This is a genomic window from Escherichia sp. MOD1-EC6475 (genome assembly GCF_003046645.1).
GTDB lineage: Bacteria > Pseudomonadota > Gammaproteobacteria > Enterobacterales > Enterobacteriaceae > Escherichia > Escherichia ruysiae.
In genome coordinates this window covers 1-17550 of record NZ_PZKQ01000020.1, presented here as the reverse complement: position 1 = coordinate 17550, position 17550 = coordinate 1, and the positions used below count along the sequence as shown (strand labels likewise).

The following is a 17550-nucleotide window of genomic DNA, read 5'->3' as shown; positions in this document are numbered from 1 at the left end:
TAAGTTGGAGTCATTACCTAAATATGGATAAGATTACCCGTTATAAAAATAGAGCATGTCATACTCAGCGTAGCGGGGAAAAACAGCAGGATGTTCTGGTAGAAATAAAGAACATCCTGGCATTCTAAAGGCAAGATTTCTGTTACTTAATCGTTGCGTGCATCCTTATCCATATAAAAGCATATGGTTAAGAAAACCACTTTATCGCATAAACCAGAAGTAAAAGAGACCTACTTTTAAGCCGAGTATTACGATGTAGGCACAGCAGTACTTCATGGTGCCAGACATTATTTGATTGGCTTGCCCTTCCATTTTTGTGGCAGAAACGGCAATGGCAATACTTTGTGGTGAAATCATTTTCCCTCCCGTGGCACCGGAAGTATTCGCTGCCGCCAGCCAATTGGGATCGATATGCAACTTACTGGCTGCAATAGTTTGCAGTTTGCCAAACAAAATATTCGAGTTAGTATCGCTGCCTGTGACAAAAGTACCCAGCGCACCAATGACCGGCGCGAGGAAGACGTATGAACTTCCGGTGAGATCGACAATTGACCGAGCCAGCGTAGAAATAATGCCGCTGAGATCCATAACTGTTGCCATGGCGACAATGGCCATAATCGCAATAATAGAATTTTTAAGCTGGAATACGGTTTTGATAAATACGTCCAGCATACCGCGTGCTGATGCCCCCTGAATAAAACCACCGAGAATAGTTGCAAAGATAATCAACATTCCAGGCGTTGTGAGCCATTCTATTTTTAACGCTAAGGTCCCGCCATCGACCAGTGAAAAGTGTAGCACTGAAGCCAGCTTAGATGCTGCTGCTTTTATCGTTGGGAATAACGGTGAGCACAGCAGAATAAAGACAAAAATAAACAGGTAAATAGAACCGACCCGGAACAGCACCTTTGCCGAACGTGGTGCCATTTCACGGGTATGGCTGGCTGCAATACGCCACTCTGGGTCTACTTCACCTTTGCGCAGACGGCTGGCAATCGCGACAGCGAAAAGGCTAGCCAGGCTGCCAGCAAAAGCGGGCAATTCGGCACCAAGATGGATGGCAACAAAGTATTGCGGAATAAGTGTCGCGATGCCACATAGCAGTGTGATAAGGAATACGCCGCGAATCGCTTTCACGCCGCCGCCAATAATACAAATAATGACAAAGGGCAGCAGGAGATTAAAAATCGCTAATTGCAGAATAATTGTTCCACCTAAGGTGTAAACAGACAGGTTAACCTGCTCGGCGAGGATTGAAACCGGAATACCTACCGCCCCAAACGCTGTAGGTACAGTATTGGCAACCAGTGAAGCAATTGCGGCCTTCAGTGGGTTGAATCCCAACGCAATGAGGATACCAATAGGAATGGCGACCGCAGTACCGTAACCGGCAGCAGCTTCAAGAAAACCACCAAAACACCATGAAATAAGGAGTACCTGGATACGCTTATCTTCGCTAATACTGGCGAGAATATCGCGGAGAATATCCAGAGCTTTGGTTGCCTGCATGACGTTATAACTGAATATCGCACCGAGGATCACAATCACGATCGGCCATAATCCTTTGAGTGCGCCATAACCCACTGATGCTTTCAGATTCTGTATTGGCATGTCCCAGAACAGGACAGATAAAACAGCTGTAAATGCCAGTGATATCAGTACTGAATAATGAACAGGCATCTTCAGTTTCAGAATCAAAAATACCATAAGGAGCAAAGGTGAGAGTGCAATAGCAAACATTAAATATCCGTGCATTTCTATTCCTGACTATATTTATCAACCTTGTTTATATATTTTTCCGAGCAAGGCTAGCTCATTATGAAAATAAAAAATGCAAACTGAATCGCTTCAGTAAAATAAAATTACAGTTGTTAATATTTGTATATCCATTGTTAATAATTTGATTTTTATAACGATGTGTGTATATTTTAACAGCTCCGAAATGAGTAGCTCTAAATAGGTATTTAAGATTGGGTTTATGAACTTTGTGACCTACTTAAATCAAATTTACGCTCCCATATTGATAGAGGTTGTCTTTATAAAAATGTGAGCGACGCCGAAAGAAATAAAATTAGTTATTGCATCCCGGTATTGAATGAAGGATTATCTCTTTTGTCATACAAATGAGTTTGGAATTGTATTTTACTACTTAATAAAAAAGAGCCCCTATTTTTATTGATGATTGATAACCCAGAAGGGGTGGTTGCCATCGGGCATAAACAGAAATGAAGTAATGGAGTGTTGGTTGTGAATGTAAATTTCTTTGTTACCTGTATTGGTGATGCACTGAAATCAAGGATGGCACGAGACTCCGTGCTGCTACTGGAAAAACTCGGCTGTCGCGTAAATTTCCCGGAGAAACAGGGATGCTGCGGTCAGCCTGCGATCAATAGTGGTTATATCAAAGAAGCGATTCCGGGGATGAAAAATCTGATCGCTGCACTGGAGGATAACGACGATCCCATTATTTCACCGGCTGGTTCCTGCACCTATGCCGTAAAAAGTTACCCGACGTATCTGGCGGATGAACCTGAATGGGCATTACGTGCCGAAAAGGTTGCCGCGCGTATGCAGGATCTCACCTCTTTTATTGTTAATAAATTAGGGGTAGTGGATGTCGGCGCCAGCTTGCAGGGGAGAGCGGTGTATCACCCATCTTGCAGTCTGGCTCGTAAGCTGGGGGTGAAGGACGAGCCACTTACGCTGCTGAAAAATGTGCGCGGACTGGAGCTGTTGCCCTTTGCCGAACAGGACACTTGCTGCGGGTTTGGCGGCACGTTCTCGGTCAAAATGGCCGAAATATCCGGCGAGATGGTGAAGGAAAAGGTTTCACACCTGATGGAAGTCCGCCCTGAGTATTTAATTGGCGCTGACGTGAGTTGCCTGCTGAACATTAGTGGGCGATTACAACGGGAAGGGCAGAAAGTCAAAGTGATGCATATTGCTGAAGTGCTGATGAGCCGCTGAGGATATAAAGATGTCGATCAAAACCAGTAATACAGAATTTAAGACACGCATCCGTCAGCAAATTGAAGATCCGATCATGCGCAAAGCGGTGGCAAACGCGCAGCAGCGTATTGGTGCAAATCGGCAAAAAATGGTTGATGAATTAGGGCACTGGGAGGAGTGGCGCGATCGTGCTGCCCAGATACGTGATCATGTTCTGAGTAATCTTGACGCTTATTTGTACCAGCTCTCAGAAAAAGTGACGCAAAACGGCGGTTACGTCTATTTTGCAAAAACCAAAGAAGACGCTACCCGCTACATTTTGCAGGTCGCCCAGCGTAAAAATGCGCGGAAAGTGGTGAAGTCGAAATCAATGGTGACCGAAGAGATTGGCGTCAACCATGTGTTGCAGGATGCTGGCATTCAGGTGATTGAAACCGATCTGGGGGAATACATTCTCCAGCTGGATCAAGATCCGCCATCTCATGTTGTGGTTCCGGCCATTCATAAAGATCGCCACCAGATCCGCCGGGTGCTACACGAACGTCTGGGCTATGATGGCCCGGAAACGCCTGAAGCGATGACCTTATTCATCCGTCAAAAGATCCGCGAAGATTTCCTCAGTGCTGAAATCGGTATTACCGGCTGTAATTTCGCGGTGGCAGAAACCGGTTCGGTATGTCTGGTGACTAATGAAGGTAATGCGCGAATGTGTACCACGCTGCCGAAAACGCACATTGCGGTGATGGGTATGGAGCGTATCGCCCCCACGTTTGCCGAGGTTGATGTATTGATCACCATGCTGGCGCGCAGTGCTGTTGGTGCGCGTTTGACGGGATATAACACCTGGCTGACAGGACCGCGCGAAGCGGGGCACGTTGATGGTCCTGAAGAGTTTCATCTGGTTATTGTTGATAACGGACGCTCCGAGGTGCTGGCCTCTGAATTTCGTGATGTGCTGCGCTGTATTCGCTGCGGAGCCTGTATGAATACCTGTCCGGCATATCGCCATATTGGCGGTCACGGATATGGCTCTATTTACCCAGGACCAATCGGCGCGGTGATTTCTCCACTGCTTGGCGGCTATAAAGATTTTAAAGATCTGCCCTACGCCTGTTCTCTATGCACAGCCTGTGACAGCGTTTGCCCAGTGCGTATTCCGCTGTCGAAACTGATTTTACGCCATCGTCGGGTGATGGCTGAAAAAGGGATAACAGCAAAAGCAGAGCAACGGGCGATCAAAATGTTTGCTTATGCCAATAGTCATCCGGGATTGTGGAAAGTCGGAATGATGGCTGGCGCCCATGCGGCAAGCTGGTTTATCAATGGCGGCAAAACACCGCTCAGGATCGGCGCAATTAGCGACTGGATGGAAGCACGCGATCTTCCTGAAGCTGACGGAGAGAGTTTCCGTAGCTGGTTTAAGAAACATCAGGCGCAGGAGAAAAAGAATGGATAATCGGAGCGAATTTTTGAACAACGTTGCTCAGGCACTGGGTCGCCCGCTGCGACTTGAACCGCAAGCAGCAGATGCGCCGCTTAACAATTATGCTAACGAGCGGCTTACCGAACTTAACCAACAGCAGCACTGTGATGCGTTTGTCCAGTTTGCCAGCGATGTCATGTTGACGCGTTGTGAATTGACCAGCGAGGCGCAGGCGGCAGAAGCGGCATTACGTTTGTGTAAAGAGCTGGGAGATCTGTCGGTCGTGGTCAGTGGCGACAAGCGACTGAAGGAACTGGGGATCTGTGGGCGTTTACAGCAGGAATGCAATGCCGTCGTGTGGGATCCGGCGAAAGGTGTCGAGAATATCGCTCTGGCGGAGCAGGCGAAAGTTGGCGTTGTGTATGCTGAATATGGCTTAACAGAGTCGGGAGGCGTGGTGCTTTTTTCCGCCGCCGAGCGCGGACGTTCATTGAGTCTGCTACCTGAGTCCTCTATTTTTATCCTGCGTAAAAGCACTATTTTGCCCCGAGTGGCGCAGCTGGCAGAAAAATTGCACCAGAAAGCGCAGGCCGGTGAACGTATGCCATCCTGCATTAACATCATCAGTGGCCCCAGTTCAACAGCGGACATTGAGCTTATCAAAGTTGTTGGGGTTCACGGGCCGGTGAAAGCGGTGTACCTGATTATTGAGGATTGTTGAGAGAGATTGGCGGCCATTCTGGTAAGAACATCCAGAATGGCGCTGTCATATTGAAAGGAATAACTGCTCTATCTGGGCGTTCAGAAACTGGAGCGCATATACCAGAGTGATGAAAAAACAGGCAGTTAAAACACCCGTTCATTTGTGTTATGTTTGGTAGATAAAAATAAACCGAACGTCGACTGTTTGTGTCATTATAGTTTTACGTTGTAAAGATTTAGTGTGAAAATCCACGCTTATATATTTACAGCATTCAGATGCTTCCTTGTAATAACAGTCAAATCCCGCTGAGATTTTTCTTTTCTTAATAAGATGTTATATTTTTGCTGAATGGATTCAGTCCTAAAGCAGTATATTATTTTTAATAAGACAAGTCCTATATTTATATACTCATTTAGTGTTACCAATTTTTCTTATATTAATATGGGGTCTCAATGCTTTGCTTTGGACTATATTTTGAGTTGATCTGCATTCGTAGATACATATAATGCGCCTGTGTTCAAAACTGGAAGTTAATGTAAGGATGATGTTGCGGTTGTTAATTTGGAAAACGTGTCCAGTGGAGAGTTAGCCCTATATTACCCTCTGAACTGTATGCCTGAATAATACAGTTTTCGATATTATGCAGTCTTTTTGAATTTTTATATCTCTCATGGGTCGAGGTACGGAATTTAATTCACCTCGGTGTATGAGAGCTTGGTTTTGTCTGGATGCATTGCTGGAGAGTCTCATGAATAAAATATATCGGCTAAAGTGGAACAGGTCCCGTAACTGTTGGTGCGTTTGCTCTGAGCTGGGAAGTAGAATAAAAGGAAAGAAGGCAAGGGCCGTTTTAATTAGTGCGATAGGTTTATATTCATCTTTGGCGTTCTCTGGTGATGTCACCGTGAACCAGGACAAGACTATTGATTTTGGCAAGGCCGATCAGAACATCGATTACCGTATAACGGTTACTGATAATGCTAATCTGGTTATCGACGTTACAGACACTTCTCGTCCACGTTTTACGCTCAATTCTGGTGGTGGGTTGGATATCACCGGAGGCAAAGTGTATATCAATGGTCAGCTTGATGTACTGCTGAAAGGGACGGGATTTCTAAACGTTTCAAATGCCGGTAGTGAATTGTATGCTGATGATCTCTATGACTCAAACTCCGGCTCCTGGCACGATCGCGGCTATTTTAATGTCTCCAACGGCGGCAAAATTCATGTTAATGGCACCAGTCGTCTGACTTATACGCAGGGAAATGTCAGTGGCGAAGGCAGCCAGGTAAATTCCAAAACTTTCTTCATGGGCGTTTACAGCAGTTACGGCGGAGATCAGTACCTGTCTGTTAATAACGGTGGTGAAGTTAATGCCAGTGAGCAAATTAGTCTGGGCTATTATAATCAAAACTCCGATACCACACTTGCTGTTTCAGAAGGCGGCAAAATTTCTGCACCGAAAATTAGTTTAAGCACTAATTCGGAGTTGGCGTTAGGTGCACAGGAAGGGAGTGATGCGAAAGCGGCAGGGATTATTGATGCCGAAAAAATTGAGTTTGTGTGGGCTTCGACATCCGAAAAGAAAATCACATTAAACCACACGGATGATAACGCGATTATTTCCGCTAACATTGTCAGTGGTAGTGAGGGCCTGGGTAATATCAATGCGCTCAGTGGCACGACTTACTTAACCGGTGACAATTCTGCATTTAGCGGCAAAGTAACGATTGGCCAGAATGGAGCTTTGGGGATCACTCAAAATATAGGCACGGCAGATATCTCTAATCGCGGAAAATTACACCTGAAGGCTGACGATAGCATGACCTTTGCCAATAAGATCTCCGGCAACGGTACAATCAGTATCGACAGTGGGACGGTTGCTTTGACCGGTAATAATTATGCATTTAGCGGATATATTGATGTTGCCTCCGATGCTGTAGCTGTTATTACTGAAGAAAAGAACATCGGTAATGCGGATCTGGATGTTGATGGCAAATTGCAAATTAATGCCAACAAAGATTGGGTATTTGATAACGATCTTCAAGGTAAAGGCATTGTTGAAATAGACATGGGGAATCATGCATTCTCCTTCGATGAGTTTGCTTACACCGACTGGTTCCAGGGGTCACTGGCGTTCCAGAACACGACATTTAACCTGGAACAGAATGCTGAGTTTCTGCAGAGAGGCGGGATCACTGCGGGTCAGGGAAGTCAGATAACGGTGGGTAATGGTACTCACTCCATTAGCACTCTGGGATTCTCCGGCGGAACCGTTGATTTTGGTGCTCTGACAACTGATGCACAGATGACAGAAGGAACCGTCAAAGTTAGCAAAACGCTGGATCTACGGGGCGAGGGGGTTATTCAGGTTGCCGACCGCGACGTTGTAAGCTCAGTATCTCGTGATATTGACTCTGCATTATCGCTCACTGAAGTTGATGATGATAACAGCGCCATTCTGCTGGTTGATGCGCAAGGTGCGGAGGTGCTGGGGGATGCGGGCAATCTGCAATTGCAGGATAAAAATGGACAAACTCTCTCCAGCAGTGCGCAACGTGATATTCAGCAGAATGGGAAAAAAGCTGCCGTTGGCACTTATGACTATCGTCTGACGAGTGGAGTAAATAATGACGGCCTGTATATCGGCTATGGCCTGACGCAGCTTGATTTGCAGGCTACTGACAGCGATGCGCTGGTGCTGAGTGCCAATGGTAAAAGTGAGAATGCCGCCGATCTCAGCGCAAAAATTACCGGTAATGGTGACTTGGCATTCAGCAGCCTGAAAGGCCAGACCGTATCGCTTTCTAACAAAGACAACGACTATACCGGTGTTACCGATCTGCGTAGCGGGACGCTCTTGCTGAATAACGATAATGTGTTGGGTAATACCCAGGAACTGCGTCTGGCGGCAGAAACTGAAATGGATATGAATGGTCATAGCCAGACCGTGGGTACGCTCAATGGTAGCGCCGATTCGCTGTTGAACTTAAACGGCGGAACTCTGACTCTTGCCAACGGGGGCACTGCAACCGGTTCATTAACGGGAAGCGGGAAGCTGAATGTTCAGGGCGGCACGCTGGATATCGCGGGCGATAACAGCAGTCTGACGGCGAATATGAATATTGCTAACTCAGCTCATGTCCTGGTAAGTCACGCGCAGGGATTGGGTAGCGCAAACGTTGAGAACAACGGCACCCTGGTGTTGAATAATAGCGGTGAAAAAAGAGCGGCTGTGCCTGTGAGCTACAGCCTGGGTGGCAATTTGACCAACAACGGCACGCTGATGACCGGGATGTCAGGACAGCAAGCGGGCAATGCGTTAGTGGTGAAGGGGAACTACCACGGTAATAACGGTCAACTGGTTATGAATACGGTACTGAATGGCGATGATTCAGTGACTGATAAATTGGTTGTTGAGGGCGATACCAGCGGCATGACGTCCGTTACGGTGAATAACGCTGGCGGTACAGGCGCTAAAACCCTTAACGGTATCGAACTTATCCATGTAGGTGGTAAGTCCGAGGGGGAGTTTGTTCAGGCGGGGCGTATCGTTGCGGGCGCGTATGACTACACTCTCGCACGTGGTCAGGGGGCAAACAGCGGTAACTGGTATCTGACCAGCGGTGGTGAGTCAGTTGAACCGCAACCGGAGCCAGAGCCGATGCCGAATCCGGAGCCGAATCCGACACCGAATCCGACACCGAATCCGACGCCAGAGCCAACGCCTGTTCCTGACCAGAATCTGAATAATGACCTGCGCCCGGAGGCTGGTGGTTACATCGCGAACCTTGCGGCAGCAAACACAATGTTTACCTCCCGACTGCATGAACGTCTGGGGAGCACATACTATACCGATCTGGTAACGGGTGAGCAGAAACAAACCACCATGTGGATGCGTCATGAAGGGGGCCACAACAAATGGCGTGATGCAAGTGGCCAGTTGAAAACCCAAAGCAATCGCTATGTTCTGCAACTGGGGGGCGATATCGCGCAGTGGAGTATAAGTGGCAACGACCGCTGGCGTCTGGGCGTCATGGCCGGTTACGGCAACAGTGACAGCAAGACTATCTCATCGCGCACCGGTTATCGAACTAAAGCAAGCGTAAATGGTTACAGCACGGGGTTATATGCGACCTGGTATGCGGATGATGAGTCACATAACGGGGCGTATCTCGACAGTTGGGCGCAGTACAGCTGGTTTGATAACACAGTGAAAGGTGATGATTTACAGAGCGAATCTTATAAATCAAAAGGATTTACTGCTTCACTGGAGGCTGGATACAAGCACAAATTAGCTGAATTTAATGGCAGCCAGGGAACGCGGAACGAATGGTATATCCAGCCACAAGCACAGATTACCTGGATGGGCGTAAAAGCTGATAAGCATCGCGAAAGCAACGGTACTCTGGTGCGAAGCGAAGGAGACGGTAACATTCAAACCCGACTGGGCGTGAAAACCTGGCTTAAGAGCCACCATAAAATGGATGAAGGTAAATCCCGCGAGTTCCAGCCATTTATGGAAGTGAACTGGCTACATAACAGTAAGGATTTCAGCACTCGCATGGATGGCGTGTCAGTCTCTCAGGATGGAGCCCGAAATATTGCCGAGATAAAAACCGGGGTGGAAGGACAGCTAAATGCCAACCTGAATGTCTGGGGAAATGTGGGCGTTCAGGTTGCGGACAAGGGATATAATGACACCTCCGCGATGATTGGCGTTAAGTGGTCATTCTGAACTGAATAATTCGTAAAAGGAGAGGGAGTCGGATGAGTGACAATTCGACTCTCTGTATTATTTTCTTGCAGTCAGCTTTTTCTGCCAGAAAGGAGACAAGCGGATTTAGCTGGCGCACATGATTTAAGCAAGGTGTGTTAAATGGCTTCGCATGATTTGAGTGTTTTTCTTGAAGAGTTCGGGGCAACCGTTAATCTGACGTTGCCTGGTATTGTGTCCGAGAAAGAACGGCTTTTACTCAAGCTGCTGATGGAGGGGATGTCGGTTACAGAAATATCACAATATAGAAACCGCAGCGCAAAAACAATTTCACATCAAAAGAAACAACTGTACGAAAAACTCGGTATTCAGAGTGATATTACCTTCTGGCGGGATATCTTTTTTCAATATCATCCACAGGTAGTCACTGCCACAGGTAATACAAATAAATTTTATATCCCTGACAACCGTTGTCACCATATTGTCACGCCTGAAGCCATCAGCCTGGCGCTGGAAAACCATGAATTTAAACCATGGATCCAACCTGTTTTCTGCGCACAGACAGGGGTACTGACAGGCTGTGAAGTGCTTGTTCGCTGGGAGCATCCGCAAACGGGAATCATCCCGCCGGATCAGTTTATTCCTCTGGCGGAGTCATCTGGTCTTATTGTCATAATGACCCGCCAGTTGATGAAACAGACTGCGGATATTCTGCTGCCGGTAAAACATTTGTTGCCGGACAATTTCCATATTGGTATCAACGTCTCGGCGGGCTGTTTTTTGGCTGCGGGATTTGAAAAAGAGTGCCTGAACCTGGTCAAGAAATTAGGCAACGATAAAATCAAGCTGGTTCTTGAGCTGACGGAACGTAACCCCATTCCGGTAACGCCAGAAGCCAGAGCGATATTGATAGCCTTCATCAGCACAACATTACCTTTGCGCTGGATGACTTTGGTACTGGTTATGCAACCTATCGTTATTTGCAGGCGTTTCCGGTCGATTTTATTAAAATTGACAAGTCGTTTGTGCAAATGGCGAGTGTTGACGAAATCTCCGGCCATATTGTGGACAATATTGTCGAACTGGCGCGTAAGCCCGGTCTGAGTATCGTGGCGGAAGGGGTAGAAACCCAGGAGCAGGCGGACTTAATGATCGGTAAAGGCGTTCACTTTTTGCAGGGCTATTTGTACTCTCCGCCGGTTCCGGGTAATAAATTTGTCTCTGACTGGGTAATGAAAGCCGGTGGTTGATGTAAGCCGCTATTCAGGGTGCGTCGGGAGGTTGGCTGGTATCAATTCTCCCGATGCAGTAAATCCTGATAAATCTCCGTTAATATCCCTTTAGGCATAAATTGTTTTTTAATCCACTGCGTCACCTGGCCGGTGGCAGAGTGTTGGGTTGCCAGTAACATGCGTGAATCCTGGCGCGGGTTATGAATTTGTCGGATAACCAGCAGTGATTGTTCCATCGCTTCACGAACCATGTAATCTGGCAAAAAACCAATCCCTTCGCCCAGAATCTGACACTGACATTTGGTGTTGAAATCTGGCACCAGAATCGACTCCTGCCCATGCAGCAACCAGCCCACCTTTTTATTAATCGTATGCGCGGTGTCTTCCACCATAATATTAGGGTAGAGACGTAGCTGACTTTCAGCGATTGGCTCCGGTACAAAGGCTAACGGGTGATCCGGGGCGATAGCAAAAGCCCAGCGAATCGCGCCAATCTCGGTGTAATCAATGCCGCCACCGTCCAGCAGCGTGTCGGGTGCGCCGATGGCGATATTCGCCTGGTTATTGATAATCGCATCCCAGACGCCGTTATACACTTCAGTTGTTACGGTTATCTGGCAGGTAGGAAACTGCTTTTTCAGCACCTGTAATAAGCGTGCGGTGTGTTTAGGGGTATAAAGTAGCTGATTAATACAAATACGAATCCGTGCTTCTATGCCCTGTGAAATAGTATCGATGCTGCGTTTGATGGCGTGAAAATCATTCAGCAGGTCGGTAGCTTTGCGGAAAAAATAACGCCCGGACTCCGTTAACTCAATGCTGCGGGTATTGCGGGTGAACAGCACCACATCCAGCCCCGTTTCCATTCGCTTGATGGTGTAGCTAATGGCGGAAGTGGTTAAACCCAACTCTTCTGCCGCTTTACTGAAGCTGCCAAAACGCGCAGCGGTAGTAAACGCTAACAGGTTTTCTTCGGTAAAAATTGAGTTCATTAAACCATTCCCGCCATTTTCTAATATGAATTTCTCCAGTCACAACTGTAGAGGTATCGATTAAAGATAGATAATCATTTTTGAATAACTTTTAATACCCGTCGCTTTTAGTCGTCGCTTCGCTTAATTTTTGTCCGCCGTATTCCGAAATTATCCCCACGCAGTTACCCGCCAGAAAACCCAGTAACGTTACTGTCCAGTTCATCCCGCTGGCAAAAAATAGCGTCATGCCGAGAAAGCCACCGGGAATGAATGACAGTAACCAGAAACGTCCTTGCCAGACCACCACCGCCGAGAAGGGCACGGTAGTAATCACGCTTGCCCAGAATCCAGAAAGCCCACTTACAGAAGCCAGCCAACCAGCAGTCAGCGCGGCGAAAAACGCCCACACCATCCCGGAATAATTAACCGCCAGACTTCTGATAAACCCCGATTTACCGCCGCCTGCGGCATAAAAACTGCAAAAGGCGACGAAGCCAATGGTTCCTAATAATTCCCATCCCTGAGAGAGCCCGACATGTGAAGACACTAACTGCCAAAGCCCTGCACAAATACCGACGGTGACACCCGTTGCCGTGAGTCCGTTCATCTTGTTCCCCTCTGGTTAGACATGGACGAAAGCTACTCTTACATGTGCAGACTATAGAGAAATAAAACCTGATTGAGTGAAAGGGTATCGGGTCAAAGAAACAAATATTGCACTACCGCACACTGCGAAAAGATTGTTGAACATCATTCAACAAAAAGGCGAAATACGGCGAATTAAATTTAAGCGGGTTCTTTTATCAGATTATCGTTGCTATTCTCAATTCATCGAAAACAGCCACAAAAACCAGGGGAATGTGAATGAGTATAAAAAATCTACCTGCCGACTATTTATTGGCTGCACAACAGGGTGATATCGATAAAGTAAAAACCTGCCTTGCGCTGGGTGTCGATATTAATACCTGCGATCGTCAGGGGAAAACGGCAATTACGCTGGCAAGTTTATATCAGCAATATGCTTGCGTTCAGGCATTAATTGATGCCGGAGCGGATATTAATAAGCAAGATCATACCTGTTTAAATCCTTTTTTAATTAGCTGTCTGAACGATGATTTAACGCTACTACGAATTATTTTACCGGCTAAACCCGATCTTAATTGCGTAACCCGTTTTGGCGGTGTCGGCCTGACGCCTGCCTGTGAAAAAGGCCATTTAAGTATTGTAAAAGAGCTTTTGGCGCATACGGAAATTAACGTTAACCAGACCAACCATGTAGGCTGGACGCCGCTACTGGAAGCGATTGTGCTTAATGATGGCGGTATTAAACAGCAGGCGATTGTCCAGTTATTGCTGGAACACGGGGCCAGCCCGCATATGACCGATAAATATGGCAAAACGCCGCTGGAACTGGCGCGGGAACGCGGTTTTGAAGAGATTGCGCAATTGCTGATTGCCGCAGGTGCATAATCCGGGAGGCTTGCTATCGACACACCAGAAAGACGGTGTGTGTGGGCGCTAACTGCGGATGCGGATTTTCTGGCGCAGCGGGGGCAAGGACAGGTTGAACAGGTCTTTGCCAGAGCGGTAAATATCGCACTCCCGGCTCGCCAGCAGTTGCTGACGCTGCTTTGTGAAGAATACGACAATGCGCCAAACAGTTGTCGGTTGGCACTCACTCACTTTGATGGCCTGTTCCATCATGGCGAAAAAGTTCAGTTTGACGAGCACGGAATTACGATTGGTAAATATATTCATATAGATAAGCGTCGTTGCCAGCGTTGGCTGTCCCCAACCTTGCAAATGACCGCTGAGAATTTTCACCTTATCGCCTGGCAACAGTGGCACGACATTATTCATCAGCATCTGGGGGAAAATGAAACCCTGTTTAATTATCGCGGTGATAATCCGTTTTATCAGGCGTTAAATAAAGAATTACATATCAGGCGACGTGCTGTTATTCAGGCATTAAACGATAAACAAAATATCGCGTCAGCGGTCGCTAATATGATGGGGTTAGGGATTGGTCTGACACCTTCAGCCGATGATTATTTAACAGGTCTGGTGCTTGTTTTATTTATTTCCGGGCATCCGGCAGGAAAATGCAAAGAGGAATTTTATCTCGGCCTGCAACGCGGCAGAAATAATACCACGTTATTAAGTGCTATTACGCTGGAAGCCGCATTACAACAACGCTGTCGGGAAAATATTTACCATTTTATTCACGGCATCATTAATGACATCCCTGAGAACGCCACTCAGGCAATAGAAAAAATTAAACATATTGGCTCCAGTTCCGGCTGCGACATGCTGTATGGCATGGCCGATGGTTGTGCGCTGAGCCAAACCTACGGAGGGAATTATGTCAGTTAAAATAGTCATTAAACCGAATACCTATTTTGATTCTGTCTCGCTGATGTCCATCTCCACGCGTGCAAATAAACTCGACGGCGTCGAGCAGGCATTTGTGGCGATGGCGACCGAAATGAACAAAGGCGTGCTGAACAATTTAGGGCTGCTGACGCCGGAGCTGGAGCAGGCGAAAAACGGCGACCTGATGATCGTTATTAACGGCAAAGCGGGCGCGGACAACGAGCAGTTGCTGGTGGAGATTGAAGAACTGTTCAACACCAAAGCGCAAAGTGGCTCGCATGAAGCACGCTATGCCACCCTTGCCAGCGCCAAAAAGCATATCCCGGAAAGTAACCTGGCGGTGATTTCCGTTAACGGCCTGTTTGCCGCTCGCGAAGCGCGTCAGGCTCTGCAAAACGACCTCAACGTGATGCTGTTCTCCGATAACGTCTCGGTTGAAGATGAACTGGCGCTCAAGCAGCTCGCTCACGAAAAAGGGCTGCTGATGATGGGGCCAGACTGCGGCACGGCGATTATCAACGGCGCGGCGCTCTGCTTTGGTAACGCCGTGCGTCGCGGCAATATCGGCATTGTTGGCGCGTCCGGCACCGGCAGCCAGGAACTGAGTGTCCGCATTCATGAATTTGGCGGCGGTGTTTCGCAACTGATCGGCACCGGCGGGCGCGATCTGAGCGAGAAAATTGGTGGCCTGATGATGCTCGACGCCATCGGCATGTTAGAAAACGATCCGCAAACTGAAATCATCGCCTTAATTTCTAAACCGCCAGCGCCTGCGGTGGCTCGCAAAGTGCTGGAACGCGCGCGCGCCTGCCGCAAGCCGGTGGTGGTCTGCTTCCTCGGTCGTGGCGAAACGCCAGTGGATGAGCAGGGGCTACAGTTTGCCCGTGGCACCAAAGAGGCGGCGCTGAAAGCGGTGATGCTCTCCGGCGTGAAACAGGAACATCTCGACCTGCATACGCTAAACCAGCCGTTAATTGCTGATGTGCGCGCTCGCCTGAAACCACAACAGAAGTACATTCGTGGCCTGTTCTGCGGCGGTACGCTGTGTGACGAAACCATGTTCGCGGTGATGGAAAAACACGGCGATGTCTACAGCAATATCCAGCCCGATCCTGAATTCCGCCTGAAAGATATCAACCGCAGCATCAAACATACCTTCCTCGACTTTGGCGATGACGACTTCACCAACGGCAAGCCGCATCCAATGATTGACCCCACCAATCGCATCAGCCGGTTGATCGAAGAAGCGCGCGATCCAGAAGTGGCGGTGATCGTGATGGATTTCGTGCTCGGATTTGGATCGCATGAAGATCCGGTCGGTTCCACTATCGAGGCGATCAAAGAAGCGAAAGCGATCGCCGCAGCCGAAGGCCGCGAGTTGATCATTCTCGCTTATGTGCTGGGCACCGATCTCGATACGCCATCATTAGAACAACAGAGCCAGATGTTGCTTGATGCCGGCGTGATTCTGGCCAGCAGCAGCACCAATACCGGATTGCTGGCGCGTGAATTTATCTGCAAAGGGGAGGAAGCCTGATGAGCCCGTCACTGTTTAGCCAACCGTTGAACGTTATTAACGTCGGCATCGCCATGTTTAGCGATGACCTGAAAAAGCAGCATGTTGAAGTGACCCAGCTCGACTGGACACCGCCGGGGCAGGGCAATATGCAGGTGGTGCAGGCGCTGGACAACATTGCCGATTCGCCGCTGGCAGACAAAATCGCTGCCGCTAATCAGCAGGCGCTGGAACGCATTATTCAGTCGCATCCGGTTTTGATTGGTTTTGATCAGGCGATTAACGTCGTGCCGGGCATGACGGCGAAAACCATTCTTCACGCCGGGCCGCCGGTCACCTGGGAAAAAATGTGCGGCGCGATGAAAGGCGCGGTCACCGGGGCGCTGGTGTTCGAAGGGCTGGCGAAAGATCTCGACGAGGCGGCTGAACTGGCGGCCTCCGGGGAGATCACCTTCTCGCCGTGCCATGAACATGACTGCGTAGGTTCGATGGCGGGCGTTACCTCGGCCTCGATGTTTATGCACATCGTGAAAAACAAAACCTACGGCAACATCGCTTACACCAACATGAGCGAGCAGATGGCGAAGATTTTGCGTATGGGCGCCAACGACCAGAGCGTGATCGACCGCCTCAACTGGATGCGTGATGTCCAGGGACCCATGTTGCGCGACGCGATGAAAATTATTGGTGAGATCGATCTGCGCTTAATGTTGGCGCAGGCGCTGCATATGGGCGATGAGTGCCATAACCGCAACAACGCCGGGACGACGCTGCTGATTCAGGCGCTGACGCCGGGGATTATTCAGGCCGGTTATTCCGTCGAGCAGCAGCGCGAAGTGTTTGATTTTGTCGCCAGCAGCGACTACTTCTCCGGCCCGACGTGGATGGCGATGTGTAAAGCGGCGATGGATGCGGCGCACGGCATCGAATACAGCACCGTGGTCACCACCATGGCGCGTAACGGCGTCGAGTTCGGCCTGCGGGTCAGCGGCCTGCCGGGGCAGTGGTTTACCGGCCCGGCGCAGCAGGTCATCGGCCCGATGTTTGCCGGTTATAAACCGGAAGACTCGGGGCTGGATATCGGCGACAGCGCCATCACTGAAACCTACGGTATTGGCGGATTTGCTATGGCGACCGCGCCCGCAATCGTCGCGCTGGTGGGCGGCACGGTGGAAGAGGCTATCGATTTCTCCCGCCAGATGCGTGAAATCACCCTCGGCGAAAACCCGAACGTCACCATTCCGCTGCTCGGTTTTATGGGCGTGCCGTCGGCAATCGACATTACCCGCGTGGGTAGCAGCGGCATTCTGCCAGTGATCAACACCGCCATCGCCCATAAAGATGCGGGCGTCGGCATGATTGGCGCGGGCATTGTGCATCCACCATTCGCCTGCTTCGAAAAAGCCATTCTTGGCTGGTGCGAACGTTACGGCGTCTGACCTGCGTGTTTATGCCGGATGCGGCGTGAACGCCTTATCCGGCCTACAAGTTCGTGCAAATTCAATAAATTGCAATATGACGTAGGCCTGATAAGCGTAGCGCATCAGGCGATTCCACTCTCCGCGCCGCTCTTTTCCGCTTTAGTATTCCCACGTCTCCGGGTTAATCCCCATCTCACGCATGATCTCTTTTGCCGCTTCCGGGATTTCGTCGCTGCGCTCTT

At 48.9% G+C, this 17550-nt stretch carries 11 protein-coding genes and 2 pseudogenes; 9 read left to right on the top strand and 4 right to left on the bottom strand.

Features of this window, described 5'->3' with window-relative positions:
• Positions 1-201: 201 nt before the first annotated feature.
• Positions 202-1755, bottom strand: coding sequence for an L-lactate permease (locus tag A7589_RS06165; protein ID WP_108188766.1), 1554 nt, complete (start codon positions 1753-1755; stop codon positions 202-204).
• Positions 1756-2247: 492 nt separating this feature from the next.
• Between A7589_RS06165 and A7589_RS06160 the strand changes: the two genes are divergently transcribed.
• The 5 genes and pseudogenes from A7589_RS06160 to A7589_RS06140 all read left to right on the top strand — a co-directional run bounded on the left by A7589_RS06160 (position 2248) and on the right by A7589_RS06140 (position 11042).
• On the top strand, positions 2248-2967 hold the full coding sequence (locus A7589_RS06160) for a (Fe-S)-binding protein (RefSeq protein ID WP_001102103.1): 720 nt from the start codon (positions 2248-2250) through the stop codon (positions 2965-2967).
• 10 nt (positions 2968-2977) lie between these two features.
• Positions 2978-4405, top strand: coding sequence for a LutB/LldF family L-lactate oxidation iron-sulfur protein (locus A7589_RS06155; RefSeq protein WP_000023939.1), 1428 nt, complete (start codon positions 2978-2980; stop codon positions 4403-4405).
• Complete coding sequence (locus A7589_RS06150) at positions 4398-5093, top strand: LutC/YkgG family protein (RefSeq protein ID WP_000370396.1); 696 nt, start codon at positions 4398-4400, stop codon at positions 5091-5093. The genes A7589_RS06155 and A7589_RS06150 overlap by 8 nt, the downstream gene beginning before the upstream one ends.
• 730 nt (positions 5094-5823) lie before the next feature.
• Positions 5824-9813 carry an autotransporter outer membrane beta-barrel domain-containing protein gene (locus A7589_RS06145; protein WP_108188765.1) on the top strand — a complete coding sequence of 1330 codons (3990 nt, stop codon included), beginning with the start codon at positions 5824-5826 and terminating at the stop codon, positions 9811-9813.
• 141 nt (positions 9814-9954) lie between these two features.
• A pseudogene (locus tag A7589_RS06140) lies at positions 9955-11042 on the top strand (EAL domain-containing protein).
• Between the two features lie 41 nt (positions 11043-11083).
• Here A7589_RS06140 and A7589_RS06135 read toward each other — a convergent pair.
• Positions 11084-12016 carry a LysR substrate-binding domain-containing protein gene (locus A7589_RS06135; RefSeq protein ID WP_105282903.1) on the bottom strand — a complete coding sequence of 311 codons (933 nt, stop codon included), beginning with the start codon at positions 12014-12016 and terminating at the stop codon, positions 11084-11086.
• Positions 12017-12107: 91 nt separating this feature from the next.
• Positions 12108-12605, bottom strand: a complete 498-nt coding sequence (locus A7589_RS06130) for a DUF1097 domain-containing protein (protein ID WP_016159244.1) — start codon at positions 12603-12605, stop codon at positions 12108-12110.
• A gap of 257 nt (positions 12606-12862) precedes the next feature.
• On the opposite strand from A7589_RS06130, the gene A7589_RS06120 reads away from it, so the two are divergent.
• The 4 genes from A7589_RS06120 to A7589_RS06105 are packed head-to-tail and all read left to right on the top strand — an operon-like array spanning position 12863 to position 17326.
• Complete coding sequence (locus A7589_RS06120; RefSeq protein ID WP_000023636.1) at positions 12863-13468, top strand: ankyrin repeat domain-containing protein; 606 nt, start codon at positions 12863-12865, stop codon at positions 13466-13468.
• Positions 13469-13507: 39 nt separating this feature from the next.
• Positions 13508-14371: an oxamate carbamoyltransferase subunit AllH family protein gene (locus A7589_RS06115; RefSeq protein WP_021550296.1), complete on the top strand. Its 864-nt coding sequence runs from the start codon at positions 13508-13510 to the stop codon at positions 14369-14371.
• Positions 14361-15908, top strand: coding sequence for an acyl-CoA synthetase FdrA (fdrA, locus tag A7589_RS06110; protein WP_021550297.1), 1548 nt, complete (start codon positions 14361-14363; stop codon positions 15906-15908). The genes A7589_RS06115 and fdrA overlap by 11 nt, the downstream gene beginning before the upstream one ends.
• Entirely contained in the window at positions 15908-17326 is a 1419-nt protein-coding gene (locus A7589_RS06105) for a YlbE family protein (protein ID WP_000075082.1), read from the top strand. The genes fdrA and A7589_RS06105 overlap by 1 nt, the downstream gene beginning before the upstream one ends.
• Positions 17327-17467: 141 nt before the next feature.
• Here the strand turns inward: A7589_RS06105 and A7589_RS22925 are convergent.
• Positions 17468-17550: pseudogene (locus A7589_RS22925) on the bottom strand (met regulon transcriptional regulator MetJ); the annotation flags it as partial.